Origin of the sequence: Marisediminitalea aggregata (assembly GCF_900129565.1) — a bacterium.
In the GTDB taxonomy this organism is placed as follows: Bacteria; Pseudomonadota; Gammaproteobacteria; order Enterobacterales; family Alteromonadaceae; genus Alteromonas; species Alteromonas aggregata.
In genome coordinates, this window is sequence record NZ_FQWD01000009.1 from 85,993 (window position 1) to 100,335 (window position 14,343).

Consider the following 14,343-nt stretch of genomic DNA (forward strand, 5'->3'; position numbering starts at 1 on the left):
AACTATGCGCCATCGTAAGAGTGGTCGTCAGTTGAATCGCAACAGCAGCCATCGTCAAGCTATGTTCAAAAACATGGCCGGTTCTTTGGTTAAACACGAAGTGATCAAAACGACGTTACCTAAAGCGAAAGAATTACGTCGCGTAATCGAGCCTCTAATCACACTGGCTAAGCAAGACAGCGTTGCAAACCGTCGTCTGGCAATGGCCCGCACTGGTGATAAAGAGGTTGTAGGTAAATTGTTCAACGAGCTTGGCCCGCGTTACGAAGCTCGCCCAGGTGGATACACTCGCATTCTTAAATGTGGTTTCCGCGCCGGCGACAACGCGCCTATGGCTTTCGTAGAGCTAGTAGACCGCCCAGTTGTAGAAGCTGAAGAAGAAGCAGTAGAAGCAGCTGAAGAGTAAGCAATTACTCAAATCGGATACGCCGATTTAATGATAAAAAAACCCGCCTTTTGGCGGGTTTTTTGTTTTTACTGCCATGTCGTCTAGTTGCCTTTATTCAATGATAAAATCAAATTTGAACATAGATGAGATAAAGTCTATCTGAGACTTTTTCAATATATGATGTTACTATTTCTGGCTGCTACAGCATTGCATCGAAAGCAAATTTTCATTCTAGGTAAGCTTATTATTCATGGTTGAATCTACATCTCTTAAACAATTTGGTTTCAATTTTTGTGGACCAATTGTTTATACCTACATTAAGAAAGTATCAGAGTTTCTCGAAGAAAATCCTAAACAGGTATACTGTTTGGCAAGAGAAGGGTATCTCTTTAAAGCAGCTATGGAGGCTTATTTACCTAGCTTAGATGCTAACTATTTATTAGTCTCACGAACGTTTCTTTTTAGAATACTTCTTAGTGATGATCGTTCTTGGTCCTACAGCTTGGGACATGCTTACGATGGGGAGTTATTAACGTTTTTTGTTTCGCGTTATGGATTTACGCTTGAGCAGGCTCTTAGCTTTTTAAATACTGAGGAAATACAGGAAACTATTACGTTACCTAAAGATGCACATAAGATAGAAAGAATCCTTGAAAGGGAGTCGTCTACTATTGAGGGACTTATTAAAGCTACCAGACAAAATTACTTGTCTTATTTATCTGGTATCGGTTTAACGTCAAACACGCTCAATGAAGCATTGTTATTGGACGTAGGATACTCCGGAACTATTCAAAAGTTACTTTCATTATTATTGGAAAGCGATAGTCATGGAATGTACTTCATAACAACAGATTCAAACAATGAAGAAGTCGAAGGCCACATTGCTAACCTTAATTACGTTTTCAAGGACAAAGTAAAAATGGGGGGCGGTTACACATTGCTTGATCGCTCTATGTTCTTAGAGTCGCTTTTCACGTCTCCTGAAGGTCAATTCGTAGATTTACTCGTTGGCCATGATCATAGTTTCATTCCATGCTACGGGAAGAGAAACTACACTCAACAGCATTTTGAGAGACTTAATTTGGTTTTCGAAGGCATCATTGAAGCGGTTAAACATTATAAAGCGAATAAAGTTGAATTCTCGTCAAGCGAGATTGAGTCACTGTACAGCTTATATGTAAACAAGCGGCACTTATTGCCGCAGGCCAGTTGGGCATTGTTTGAATTTGATGACGCGATTTCCGGGTTCGGAAATGTTAACTCGTTACAGTTTTTTGGAATGTAGATATGAAGACAAAAATTAAAAAAATCATACGTTCTGCCCAGGCGGGTTCTGAAAAACTATCGAGCCCTTCTTTAGCGAAAGCTTATAGTTTGGCAAAAAAGAGTGGGCTATTTGATGCGAAGTGGTATCAGGAACACTATGGCAGTTTCATTAGCGAATGGCATGCATTCAAAGATTATATTTCTAAATCGACGTTTGCTAATGTAAACCCTTCACCAATGTTTGATACCGAAACGTATAACCGTTGTAACATAGATGTTTATCATCAGGGAATTTCCCCTCTAATACATCATATGTACCATGGTCAATTTGAGGGAAGGACATTTTCAACGGCTATTAATCGTTGGGTTCCAACAGATAATCTGGTACCTGTAGAAACAGGAACATGGCAAAAGCAAAAGGTCGCACTCGTACTACATATTTTCTACGCAGATTTTGTAGACAAGTTTTATGAATGTATTAAAGCTTTTCCTACTAAAGTTGATGTTTTTGTTACTGCATCTACAGAGCAAATCGCTAACGCTGCGAAAAACAAGTTTTTAAGTAGTGGTAAGGCTAGCTCAGTTAAAACCGCGGTTTGCGAAAATAGAGGACGGAACTTTGGACCATTCTTAGTTCACTTCGCGAAAGAGTTGCTAGAGTATGATCTGATGTGTCATGTTCATTCCAAAAAGTCACTCTACAGCGGAAGAGAGCAGACACAGTGGTTTGATTATCAAAATCAATTCCTGCTAAAAGATAAGCACGTTGTAACGTCAGTGTTGCGATTATTCGATGAACGTCCAGAGCTAGGGATATACTATCCAACTTCGTTTTGGATGATGCCTGCGTGGGTAAATCACTGGACCTGCAACAAACCTTTTGCACAAAAATATGTAAACAACTGGGAAATAGATATTGATGATAATTTTATAAACTACCCAGTTGGAGGTATGTTCTGGGCTAGGCCTAAAGCATTAGCCCCATTACTAAAAAGTACTTTTGAATACAGTGACTTTCCTGAAGAGCCTCTACCTAATGATGGCAGTGAGTTACATGCCTTGGAAAGGTTATTAGGATTATTGGCTGAAAAAGAGGGTTACGAACAGTTCTTTTATTATCCTCCATTAGGCAGGTTTACCAGAGACAAATCTTACATATCTACCAGTTACTATAAGCCGCCTCAGGCATTACTTAATGACTTACAGAATTTTCAGGTAGTATCGTTTGATGTGTTCGATACTGTGTTACGCAGAAAATTTACGGAACCTGATTACGCTAAATATTTATTAGGCAAAGAGCTCACTGATTTAGGATTTTTTGATGGTCCTGACGAATTTGTATCGTTAAGAAATGAAAGCGAGCTCATATGCCGAAAGGAAAGAGACTTTAAGGGGGATGTTAGCATTGTCGAAGCGTACCAAAAGTTAGCAGAAGTAATGAAGGTGGATGAGATTGTCGCTTTAGATTGGATGAACAAAGAGTTTTTATTTGATTTAGAGATGTCCGAGCCAAAAGACGAAATGGTAGAAATTGTTAAGCAGTTGAGTTTAGCTGGCAAAGAAATCTGGTTTATTACTGACATCTATTACACAAAACAACAAATTGAAACCATGCTGAAGAAAATTGGCATTGCGATTCCGTACAAGTTGTTTGTAAGTTCAGATTTAAGGAAGAGAAAAGACGCTGGCACAATGTGGGAACATATTAAAAAGCTGGTAAATGAAAAAGGGCTATCTTTCATCCACGTTGGCGACAATGTTCGCTCGGATGCTCAAATTTGTGGCGACTATGGGTTGCAAAATATTCACATTTTGAATCCTTTAGACAAATGGGCAATTGCTGGATTTGATGAAATCACCAAGTTTAATCAGCCAAATGAAAACGATGTGCTGAAGTGGGGCGCGCAAATCAGTCACTTTGGTAGATATCCTTTTTTTGGTGAGTAGCAAAAACTATGAGTAAGGGTAGCCAATGCAATGTAAAAATTATAGCCATAGCAAAGGATGAAGGCGCCTACTTGGCTGAATGGATTCATCATCACTTGTATTTTGGATTTAGTGAAATTGAAGTTGTATTAAATAGGACGTCGGACAGCAGCCTTCAGGTGTTGAAACGCATAAACAAAGAATATCCTCAGGTTAAGTGGAGGTTCGCAGATTTCGTAGATCTTATTCCTGGTAGCGTACATAAAAAGCTTCAACATATAGCTTATGGCATGGTACTGAGTGACCTGGTGAATAATCCGACCCTAATTACACATGTAATGCTTATGGATATAGATGAGTTTTGGGTACCTACAGACCCTACTCTTACAATAGGGGGCTTTGTAGAGAACATTGGAACCGAAAATGCAATTTGCTTTAATTGGCTGAATGACTTACCGGCTAAAGAAGCTTTCGCAACTATACCTAGTGTACTAGTGGGATCAACTTCAGGTGTGGTAAAAAGTCTATTTCCATTATCCAGAAAAATCAGAGCTATTAGATTACACAAACCATTGCTAACTCCTAATAATTACATCAGTGCTGATGGAAAAGAGTTTAAAGAATCTAAAAATGAAGATGAGCATGCGGCTACCGGTTGCTATTCAGGTGCATTCATTTATCATCGGTTTTACAGATCGGAAACCGAATATGTTTCTTCATTATTTAGGGGAAACCCAGAAGGCAGTGCTTTACCCTATAAAACAAATCGCAATGGCCTGCCGGATAGTGAAATAACTGAGTTAAGCTACACTTTTGCAGAAGAAAGATATGTTGCTTATACCTCGTCTTTTGAAGCGTTTATACAAGCAACAGGTGTTTCGGAGCCTACAGAATTGTCTAAAGCATTTGTGCTTGAGCGATTCGAAAAGGCGATAAATTCAGTTGAGCAAAACCTTCCGAAATACCACAAGCAGATATTGAAGTTGTTCCGAAATGTGACAGAGCCACGCGTAGCGAATGCTATAAAGCAGTTCCATAACAAACTAATGGTTGACTATGGTAACGATGTAGACGCGATTAGGGATCTTGCCATTAGTGTTGAAACCTATTCATTGGCAGAAGCAAGACGAATCATGTTGAAGGCTCGGGAATTAAGGCCGCATGGCCCCAGAATTAATGCAAAAATAAATGAGTATAATCAAAAAATTATTTAAAGCCGGCAATGTATCGACACAAATTGATGGCAGCGGGCACAAACGAGGTAAGATCAAGCTCGTTGCGATTGCGAAAGATGAAGCCTTCTACTTTCCTGAATGGGTGCATCATCATTTGTATTTTGGGTTTGATGAAATAGACATTTATATCAACCGGACTACAGACAACTCCGTCGAGGTATTAGATAGCATTTCGTCAATTTATCCCCAAGTAAGTTGGTTTAGTGCTGATTGGATAGATAAATGCCCGCAAGACGCGAAAAAACAGATCCAGTTTATCGTCTATAACAAAGTGTGGGACGAAGCTTTAAGAGAAGGCGGATACAGCCACATCTTTTTTCTGGATATTGATGAGTTCTGGATCCCGAAAAGTTTTGATTTAACCATACATCAGTTCCTAGACAATTATTCACAGTCAGATGTTATATCTTTTGAATGGTTGAATGATTTAGGCGACTTAAACGCTTTTAGTGAGCTGCCGATAAACATAAAGGGTAATTTGTCGCCATTGGTAAAAACACTATATCCAATCGACACCCCGATTGTAGAACTACGACATCACGTTGGGCTATTAGAAAGTAACGCAAAGCATATTCTCGTTGACGGCGCACTTTTTAAACCCAGGCAATCCCTTATTCAAGCCGTCCATGAGGACCTGCAAAGCTTGAAGGCTGCTTTTATTTACCATCGGGCTCATCGTTCTATAGAAGAATATATTTCGCTTTTATATCGTGGACGGCCCGGAGAAACTTTCCCCTATAAAACGAATAGGCATGGGCTGCCAACACCTGATTCGTGGTATCAGGAAGTAGCATTACCTGAAGATGCTTATTTCCAATACACTGCCAGTTTAAATAGATTCAAGGAAGAAATTGATTTTAGCAATATCAGCAAAGCCGCTAAACAATTTGTACTCACTCGTTTCAATGAGTCTATGGCAAATTTAAAAGAATATGTGGCTCAGGATTATCCAGTTATGATGCAAATGTTCAGAGGGGTATTTCATCATGAAGTGGTATCTGTGTTCAGTCAGCAGCGCGCCAGAATGGTTGAAGAGTCCCCCAGCGATTTTCGCTTAATACGTGACCTTGCCATTGATGCCGCGTCACAGAGTATAGACGAAGCAATCACATTAATGGAAAAAGCGCATATCTTGAATCCAACAGGCCCATTAATAAATAAAAAACTGGACGAATTTAAGCGAATCGCGACAAGTCAGCAGGCGAAATAGTTCGTTGAGATTTTGACTATTATGAACGTAATCTTGCACGTTGGACCAGGTAAAACCGGCTCATCAGCCATCCAAAAGTGGTTAAACGAACATTCAGACACTTTACTGTCGGAAGGTGTTTTTTATCCCGAACACAGTTTGGATGAAAATGGAGTGAGCTCTGGTAATGCACTTTCTATATTTGAATATGATTCCAAAGGGCAATTGCATTTCTCTGAATCGAAGGCGAAATTTCTTTTGGAAAATGCCCGGGCAAAACAATGTCATACATTATTGCTTTCTTCTGAAGCGTTTATCGCCAGGTTTGAACCGGTTTTACATTTTTTTGATAGATGCAAAGTTATTTTCTATTTGCGTAACCCAGTAGAGTGCGCGGAATCACTATATAACCAGTCTGTTAAGCGTCATTATAATTGCAACACTATACAGGTCCCCTCTGAAGTATCATTTTCCAGATTACTTAAGCTTAGCCAAACTATAAAAAACAAGAAAGATGGTCAGCTATCCGTACGTTTGTATGGAGCCCGTTTTTTCAACGGCGGAAATATTATAAGAGACTTTACATCAACTATTGGTTTAACAGCTAATATGGATGGCTATGACAAGCAAATAAATGGCTCTTATTCATTTCCCGCACTTGAGTTTAAGCGCTGGTTTAATCTTGTGCCGATAAGCGCTGTTCACCATAGGCTGGATAGATTTCTTCAGCAATACTGTGGTAAGACGGAACAATTTTCACTTTACACTAAAAAGCAGTACGAGGAGTTTAAAGCTCTATCTATAAATGCGCTTGAAGATTTGTTTAAGAATATTGGCGTAGAAGGCGATAAGCAATTTTTAGAAGAAGTAAAGCAATCATCACAAGCTCCTGTATTTGAGCAAGGACTGGGGAAGGAGTGCTTAACGGATTTAGTTCAAAAAATAAAAAGCGAAGACAAACATCTTTATTCTGAGCTGAGTCAAATCGCACTTAGTCCGGCTCATCCTGATTTGAGAGACGGGGTCATTGGCAAAGCATTTTCAGGCGTAAGAACTCCACTTGGCCGAAAATTAAGACCAGTATCTTTATCCTTTCGTAAAAAGCTTACTGTTACAGATTGTTTTAGTTCTGTACCCGTTTCTGTTGTGTCAAAAGAACACTTGCAGTGGATAAGAGACAAATTAAAGCTTGCTAACAATATTGATGATGGAATTTTACTCAGGGATTTTGCCTTGTTTCATGAAGAATTAGGCAACATTGATATGGCATACTATTTTATGCGAGAAGCGCGAAGGTACAGGCCGCATGGTGTTATTATACTTGGTAAGTTAAAGGAGTATTCTGACAGCTTATATAGTAAACAGATGTAAGCTAAGTGCTTAATTGGTATGGCATTCCGCCGTTCCAACACAAGCTGGGCATAGCGCCAATGCGTTTTTCGATTTTGCAAATTATTATTGACGGTGCAGGTTTTGTTTAAAAAGAAACAAGCAAATCTAATAGTTAGTCTTACTACTTACAGTAGTCGGATTCATACAGTACATCATACAATCAATTCATTGCTTAAACAGGAATTGCTGCCGAAGAAGATTATACTTTGGTTAGACGAGAAAGAGTTTACTTCGGATACTATCCCTGACACTTTGAAAGCAATTTCAAGTTCCATTTTCGAGATATGCTACTGTGCTAATCTCCGAAGTTATAAGAAGTTGATCCCTACTCTTGAGAAATACCCTAATGAAACAATTATAACAGTGGATGATGACTTTGAGTATCCTGCTACTCTCGTAGCGGATTTGTGCAAGTACTCTAACTTTTATCCCGGTCATGTTGTCGCGGCAAGAGGGCGAATTATCAATCGTGTGGACAATTCCGTTGCGCCTTACCCAAGTTGGACGTTTATTTCGCAGGAGCATGCACTGTCGGGGGAACACTGTTTGATTCCGATTGGATATGGGGGGGTTCTTTATCCAGCTGGATGTTTCGACAATAAAATAACCGATGAAGACGAATTTATGAGTTTGGCGCCTAATGCTGATGACTTATGGTTTAAAGCGATGTCTTGGTTAAACGGAACGCCTGTTGTAGTGATACCCATTTCATGTTCAATAAAAATGAAGACAATTGATGGTACTCAGGAATCTGCACTGTACCTTACTCACAATGCAGGTGATGCTAACACAGAACAGATGAAAGCTCTGATCAATAGATTTCCTGCCTTAGGCCACAAGTTAAATAGCCCGGATTTTTATGATTGTAAATCAAATATAAAGTTTCTATTAGGGCAGCAACAACTGATTGCTTTGGGCAAAGAAGCAAAAGACAAAGTAGTGGATATCAGAAACGCAGCGTTATTTCTGGAGCAACAGCAGCCAGGTTTAGCCATGCAGTTGTTGTTTTTGGCTAGCAAGCTTAAGCCTGAGGGCGCATTTATAAAAGAAAAGTTAGCGGCACTTCGAAGTCGGCTTAGTAAATAACGGATTATCACCATGTCTAAAGTTAAAATCGCTATGATGGGATGTTTCAGGAGCGGGACTAATTTCGCCAAAACCATCTTAGAACAAAATTATAATTGTGAAGTTAAAAATAATGTATTTGGATGGAAGCACGGCCTGCTACCGATTATTTCTGCGGATTCAAATGCGCAATATCATTTTGACTATGAAAAAGCATTTTTCATTACTAAGAATCCTTTTTCATTTTTATCTTCACTATTTAAATATCATTTGTCGGTAAAGCGTAACCTAATAGCACCTAACGAATTTAAGCAGTTTATTCGTACCAAAATTATTGTTTTTGATCAGGGACAGGCGAATTCCCCCCAGCTGAGATTTAATAATCCAATAGATTTTTGGACAATGATGAATTGGAACTACGCATCAAAGACAGACTTTGTGCATATTCGATACGAATGGTTAGTTGAAAACCCCGAAGTCATTATAGAGCGGGCCGCCGGCAAGATGGGACTTGAGAGAATTTCAACCAATTTTATTACTCCTCAAAAAGAAGTAAAACGAATTAACGACGCAGAAACAACCAAATCTCTTGAGGATTATCAAACCACGGTAGATTTTGATAAAGGGCGATATTTAAAACATGGCTACATGACTGACTTTGACAGTGATGATGTTCGTTTTGTTTTATCTCAGTTAGATGATGAGTTGTTAGATAAATTGGGATATGTGGAATTGGTAGAAAATCTCACTGCTTAATATTGAAACCTTCAGAAATTACTGGAGCGATTGGTTTCGTGATTTTACCATTGAATGTTAATTTTTGTTTTCGAGCGTAATAATTAAGGCCCTATCGTTCACCACTAGAAGCAGAGGATATTGGTAACGCTAATCGCTGTAACCAACAGAATTGAGATTACAACATATAAGGAAAACTCGAGGATGGCAGAAGAAAGAAAAATTATAGGATACGTTGATCACCTTGAAGGCGGATATGTAACAGGATGGGCCGCAATCTTGGGTAATGAGAATCCAGTCGAAATTGTAGCCTATAATGAGTCTGGCGAGCTATTAGGTATCACATCTGCCGAACTTTTCAGAGATGACCTCAAATTAAACCAAATAAATGAAGGCAAACATGGTTTTAAGTTAAAACTCAATAATGACCTTTTGTCTTTTTCGAATAAAGTTTCGCTTCGAGATGCAGAAACAGATGCGCCTTTAAATTTTCCCGAGATCGAGGTAGAACTGCCAGAAGTACGTGTTCATGTCAGTATTGTATCGCTAGTTAATAACCGCTTAGAGTTTGTTGCTGTCTCTAATCAAAGCGAGTGGAAAAAAACTATCGTTTTCAGTGTAGAGGGGCAAACCATTGGTGTGGTTTCTGCAGAGAGTGAAAACCGGACTTTCCATGGTCACTTATGGGTGCCAGCAAGATATTTAGATTCGCAAGTACATGTTGTTGAATGTCATTGTCCAGGTGAGCCATTACTTTGCGGAATCGGTGAGTTTAAAGGGGACCCAGTATTAACACCTCTTTCATTGTTGTCACACAGTAATAAAGAGCCTGGACTCATCAGTAAAGCGCCGTCAGCTAATAAACGCTACGAATCTTTAACGCTTCAATTAGAAAATCAAGTCGACTGCAAGCTCAACATTAAAGACCTTTCTACAGTGCATACGGTATTGGTGGAAGGTTATGAAAGTCGTAAAACATTTCCAAAATTTTCTCTTCCAGAAGAGAAAAAGCCCGTTGTTTCAGTAATTGTGCCTGCCTACAACAAGTTCGCTATGACCTATCATTGCATTGCTTCTGTTGCATTGGCATTTAACAAAACGAGCTATGAAGTTATTCTGGCTGATGATTGCTCCGAAGATGAAACCACCAAGGCAGAAACAATAATAGCTAACCTGCAAATTTCGCGAAACAAAGAAAACCTAAGGTTTTTGCGTAGCTGCAACGCTGCAACAGCGAAAGCACGGGGTAAATACATTGTCTTTCTGAATAATGATACTGAAGTGAGCAGTTATTGGTTGGATGAATTAATAGCTCAGCATGAAAAAGATGAGTCTGTAGGTTTAACCGGATCGAAACTTTTAAATGCAGATGGCACGCTTCAGGAGGCAGGAGGAATTATCTGGGGTAACGGCGAGCCCTGGAACGTTGGGCGTAATCAATCGCCTTACGCACCCGAGTGGAATTACGTCCGTGAAGTCGATTACGTCACTGGTGCAGCTTTGTGTGTGCGCAAAGATGTTTGGGAAAAAGTCGGTAAATTCAGTGAAGAGTTTGTACCTTGTTACTATGAGGATGCAGATCTCGCGATGAAGGTGGCTGATGCGGGATACAAGGTCCTTTATGTTCCCCATTCGGAAGTGATTCATCTTGAAGGTCGTTCGCATGGAACAGACATTACCCAAGGACTTAAGAAATATCAAAAGATTAACGAGGCGACGTTCCGCAGAAAATGGTTTAACGTATTTAAGCATTATCCCAAACCTGATCTTCAAAAATTACTCGTTGAGAAAGACCGCAAAGCCGAGCAGCGCATCCTTGTTATTGATTATGCAACGCCGATGATGGGCGTTGATGCGGGCAGTTACGCCGCTGTGCAGGAAATTAAGTTGATGGTTGCATTAGGCTTCAAAGTAACTTTTGTTCCTGAGAATCTTGCGCCCATGGGGAAATATACCAAAGTGCTTCAGAATATGGGGGTAGAGGTGCTTCTATCTCCATTTTATTATTCTCTCCAGCATATTTTGGATACTCGGCTTGATGAAATGGATGCGGTCTACATTACGCGTTACGATGTGGCCAGTAAATATATTGAAGCCATTAAAGAAAAGCATAAACCAATCGTTTTTAATAATGCTGATTTACACTTTTTACGCGAGATCAGGGCTGCAATAGCAGCAAAAGACCAAACTCTAATGGATACAGCCGTCATTACCAGGGGAGTTGAACTTGAAGTGTGCAGAAATGTGGATGCAGTTCTCACCTATAACACCACTGAGCATGCTGTAATTGCTAGTCATAACATGTATCAGGATAATCTGCACGTTACCCCTTGGGTTCTTGATAGCAAACCACAAGGCCCTGGTTTCAAAGAGCGGAAAGGTATTGCTTTCCTGGGCGGTTATAATCACAAACCCAATGTGGAAGCTGTAGAGTTTATGGTGAAACAGGTGATGCCTAGGTTGCTTGCTGTGCGGCCTGATATCACGTTTTACATTTATGGCAGTAAGATGCCTGAAGCTTTTGAGGAATATGCATCGGAAAATGTAGTAGTTAAAGGATTTGCGGAGACCCTCGATGGGGTCTATCACGACCATCGCATTTTCATAGCACCCCTATTATCCGGCGCCGGGATTAAAGGGAAAGTGCTGGATGCAATGGCTTATGCAACACCAACCGTGTTGACTGATGTGGCTGCTGAAGGGACAGGTTTGACTAATGGCTTGAATACGTTGATCGCCAATGACCCGGAAGAATGGATAGAAGCAATCATTAAACTGTATGAAGATCAAAAACTGTGGAACCGTTTTGCCGAGAATAGTCGATTATTGGCAGAGGAAAACTTTTCCTTCGAGCACGGAGTTAAGCAATTTAGAAAGATTTTTGAATCAGTTGGCGTCTATTCATCAAAGTAAACCCTATTCTGAAAATAAGTAGAAAGTGTACGGCAGTTGAGCAATTGCTCAACTGCAAAGCTAATTGAATTCGCTCTTTTACGCTTGCTGACTCGACAAGTAGTTATGAGCTATGGTGAGTATAGCTTTGCAATGATGGGATGCTCCGCGTATCCTTTGCAATGCTTAACAAGGTCCTCATTCAGCGCTTTAGCTTTCGCCGTTTCGCCTAGTTCAATCCACACCAGCATCGACCTCAACATTGCGCCAGTATCGGAAATCCCAGCCTGAATTATATTCAAAGCCTGAGCTAAGTTTTCCTTTTCATGTTGATCTAATATTTGATTAATTTTTTAAAGATTCATTTGTTGACCTTTCCCCTGAATTAGCACCAATCCCTCGATGAGATTTTTCATATTATGCTGCCCGTTTTGCATACTCAACAGGCGGCAGGTAATTCAGTGAACTATGTGGTCGAACTTTATTGTAATGTTCGCGCCACAGATCGATTTCATATCTGGCTTCATCCAGGGTTCTGAACCAGTGTTGATTCAGGCATTCATTTCTAAATTTGCCGTTTAAGCTTTCGACAAATGCATTCTGTACCGTTGTCGCAAATCACCTTTTTAGGCTTTCCCCGTAATTCTATCAGTTGACTGAGGAAACGAGCGACTTGTCTTCCGCTAATCGAAACTGATACAAGTTGGCCAACCATTTCCCTAGAGAAATCATCAACCACATTCAGAACGCGGAAGCGCCTACCGCTGCTTAATTGGTCTGAAACAAAGTCCATAGACCAGCGTTGATTCGGCGCTGAGGGTACCTCGATGGGCTGCCTTGGCCGTGTTAGCTTTTTACGCTTCTTAGTGCGTACCTGTAGCGCCTCTTCGGTGTAAAGGCGATAAGTATGCTTGCGGTTAACAACCAAGCCTTCGCCTTTCAGTAAGCCATGAAGCATCAAATAGCCATATCGTGGATACTGCGACGCCAGCTCTTTCAGACGTGAACGAACTGAATCATCAGACTTATCTTTTTGGCAGTAGCGAAATCCTGTTCTGCTAACACCAGCAAGCTTACAAGCCACCCGTTCACTGAGCTTAAATGCTTCAATCAAATAGCGGGCAACAGGCTTTCTTGCTGCTGGCGTCACCACTTTTTTGACAGCACATCCTTCATTGCTTCAACTTCCAGAAGTTTGTCTGCCAGCATCTTTTTCAGCTTACTGTTCTCGGACTCTAATTCTTTCAGTCGCTTGGCTTCATTAACTTCCATGCCCGCATATTTGCTTCGCCAGTTGTAAAACGTACCCGACGATATGCCCATATCACGGCATATGTCGTCTACCTTGGCCCCAGCTTCATGCTGCTTGATTGCCTTGATGATTTGCTCTTCGCTGTAACGTTTCTTCATATTGAGATCTCCATTGTCTCCAGTTTATTGGAAATCTCATCAATGTCATGGTGTTATTTTTGGGGGAAAGGTCACTTCCATTAGAGGCGGCTTTTTACTGCATGGAAATTAACCTGCTTGCTTGGAAAACGATAGATCACTTTAAAAATATATTGAAGGAGTTTTCTTATACTTTAGTGCATGATATTTTGCGGTCATACAAGTAGTTTTAGATAATGATGGAATATTTACGATGTATAAACTTGGAATCGTTTTAAGTTTTTGCTTCTTTAGTTGTTCTCTTTTTGCAGCTCACAGCACCTTTTCAAATATCAATGATTTAATTGAAAACAGCGAATGTGACATTACCGCGTTAGAATCCTTACAGGCACAAATATCTGCACCAGTTTCAGGCAACTTGATTAGTAACAAACTAGCAGAGTGCCATAAGCAAAACTCGGAGATTCAATCGAGAGGTTATTATCAACCAGGGTTGAAGCTTAACTCTCAGAGTAAAGTATCCTTAACCTCAATGGATGTAACTCCACCAGAATTTCGTTCAGTGGAATTTTCATCCAATGAAGTAGATGTCAGTAATGGAGAGGTTACGGTTACTGTCCGTGTGAGTGTGTTTGAAGCAGAATCCGAACCGGATCACCTGTCATTATCACTAACTCCACCGACAGGTATTCCATCAAGTCAATCTAAGCAAATTATCTTTTTTCCGACAACAGGGCAAGGGTGGCAAGCTACATCAACGGCGGGTGTTTACACTCATGAAAGCACTGTTACTTTTGATGCTAATAGCGCTGCAGGTGTTTGGAGTGCCAAGGTTGACTGGATAGGTGACACGAATTCTAATACCG

General features: G+C 40.3%; 10 protein-coding genes and 1 pseudogene. 10 read left to right on the forward strand and 1 reads right to left on the reverse strand.

Annotated features, from left to right (window positions below):
• Nucleotides 1–4: 4 nt before the first annotated feature.
• The 9 genes from rplQ (at nucleotide 5) to BUB81_RS21110 (ending at nucleotide 12,109) form a co-directional block, all read left to right on the forward strand.
• The gene (gene rplQ, locus BUB81_RS21070; protein ID WP_073325334.1) at nucleotides 5–406 is read left to right on the forward strand and encodes a 50S ribosomal protein L17; all 402 of its coding nucleotides are present in this window, start codon (nucleotides 5–7) and stop codon (nucleotides 404–406) included.
• A gap of 232 nt (nucleotides 407–638) precedes the next feature.
• A complete protein-coding gene (locus BUB81_RS21075; protein ID WP_073325335.1) occupies nucleotides 639–1,673 on the forward strand; it encodes a hypothetical protein in 1,035 nt (344 codons plus the stop codon).
• Nucleotides 1,674–1,675: 2 nt separating this feature from the next.
• On the forward strand, nucleotides 1,676–3,601 hold the full coding sequence (locus BUB81_RS21080) for a rhamnan synthesis F family protein (RefSeq protein WP_073325336.1): 1,926 nt from the start codon (nucleotides 1,676–1,678) through the stop codon (nucleotides 3,599–3,601).
• Between the two features lie 8 nt (nucleotides 3,602–3,609).
• Complete coding sequence (locus BUB81_RS21085; RefSeq protein WP_073325337.1) at nucleotides 3,610–4,794, forward strand: glycosyltransferase family 2 protein; 1,185 nt, start codon at nucleotides 3,610–3,612, stop codon at nucleotides 4,792–4,794.
• On the forward strand, nucleotides 4,769–6,025 hold the full coding sequence (locus tag BUB81_RS21090; protein WP_073325338.1) for a glycosyltransferase family 2 protein: 1,257 nt from the start codon (nucleotides 4,769–4,771) through the stop codon (nucleotides 6,023–6,025). The genes BUB81_RS21085 and BUB81_RS21090 overlap by 26 nt, the downstream gene beginning before the upstream one ends.
• A gap of 21 nt (nucleotides 6,026–6,046) precedes the next feature.
• A complete protein-coding gene (locus tag BUB81_RS21095) occupies nucleotides 6,047–7,375 on the forward strand; it encodes a hypothetical protein (RefSeq protein ID WP_073325339.1) in 1,329 nt (442 codons plus the stop codon).
• A 102-nt stretch (nucleotides 7,376–7,477) separates the two neighbouring features.
• Nucleotides 7,478–8,482 (forward strand): hypothetical protein, encoded by a 1,005-nt coding sequence (locus BUB81_RS21100; RefSeq protein WP_073325340.1) that lies wholly within the window; start codon nucleotides 7,478–7,480, stop codon nucleotides 8,480–8,482.
• Nucleotides 8,483–8,494: 12 nt separating this feature from the next.
• Nucleotides 8,495–9,217, forward strand: a complete 723-nt coding sequence (locus BUB81_RS21105) for a hypothetical protein (RefSeq protein ID WP_073325341.1) — start codon at nucleotides 8,495–8,497, stop codon at nucleotides 9,215–9,217.
• A 183-nt stretch (nucleotides 9,218–9,400) separates the two neighbouring features.
• Nucleotides 9,401–12,109 carry a glycosyltransferase gene (locus BUB81_RS21110; protein WP_073325342.1) on the forward strand — a complete coding sequence of 903 codons (2,709 nt, stop codon included), beginning with the start codon at nucleotides 9,401–9,403 and terminating at the stop codon, nucleotides 12,107–12,109.
• A 396-nt stretch (nucleotides 12,110–12,505) separates the two neighbouring features.
• Here BUB81_RS21110 and BUB81_RS21115 read toward each other — a convergent pair.
• Nucleotides 12,506–13,498, reverse strand: a pseudogene (locus tag BUB81_RS21115) (IS3 family transposase).
• Between the two features lie 232 nt (nucleotides 13,499–13,730).
• Here BUB81_RS21115 and BUB81_RS21995 point away from each other — a divergent pair.
• Nucleotides 13,731–14,343, forward strand: a 613-nt coding sequence (locus tag BUB81_RS21995) for a hypothetical protein (RefSeq protein WP_139241653.1), incomplete at its 3' end; no start/stop codon positions are given.

What these genes read in the sequence shown, in the direction of transcription:
- rplQ (WP_073325334.1), top strand. Translation starts at nt 5, where the DNA reads ATGCGCCATCGTAAGAGTGGTCGTCAGTTGAATCGCAACAGCAGCCAT.
- BUB81_RS21075 (WP_073325335.1), top strand. Translation starts at nt 639, where the DNA reads ATGGTTGAATCTACATCTCTTAAACAATTTGGTTTCAATTTTTGTGGA.
- BUB81_RS21080 (WP_073325336.1), top strand. Translation starts at nt 1,676, where the DNA reads ATGAAGACAAAAATTAAAAAAATCATACGTTCTGCCCAGGCGGGTTCT.
- BUB81_RS21085 (WP_073325337.1), top strand. Translation starts at nt 3,610, where the DNA reads ATGAGTAAGGGTAGCCAATGCAATGTAAAAATTATAGCCATAGCAAAG.
- BUB81_RS21090 (WP_073325338.1), top strand. Translation starts at nt 4,769, where the DNA reads ATGAGTATAATCAAAAAATTATTTAAAGCCGGCAATGTATCGACACAA.
- BUB81_RS21095 (WP_073325339.1), top strand. Translation starts at nt 6,047, where the DNA reads ATGAACGTAATCTTGCACGTTGGACCAGGTAAAACCGGCTCATCAGCC.
- BUB81_RS21105 (WP_073325341.1), top strand. Translation starts at nt 8,495, where the DNA reads ATGTCTAAAGTTAAAATCGCTATGATGGGATGTTTCAGGAGCGGGACT.
- BUB81_RS21110 (WP_073325342.1), top strand. Translation starts at nt 9,401, where the DNA reads ATGGCAGAAGAAAGAAAAATTATAGGATACGTTGATCACCTTGAAGGC.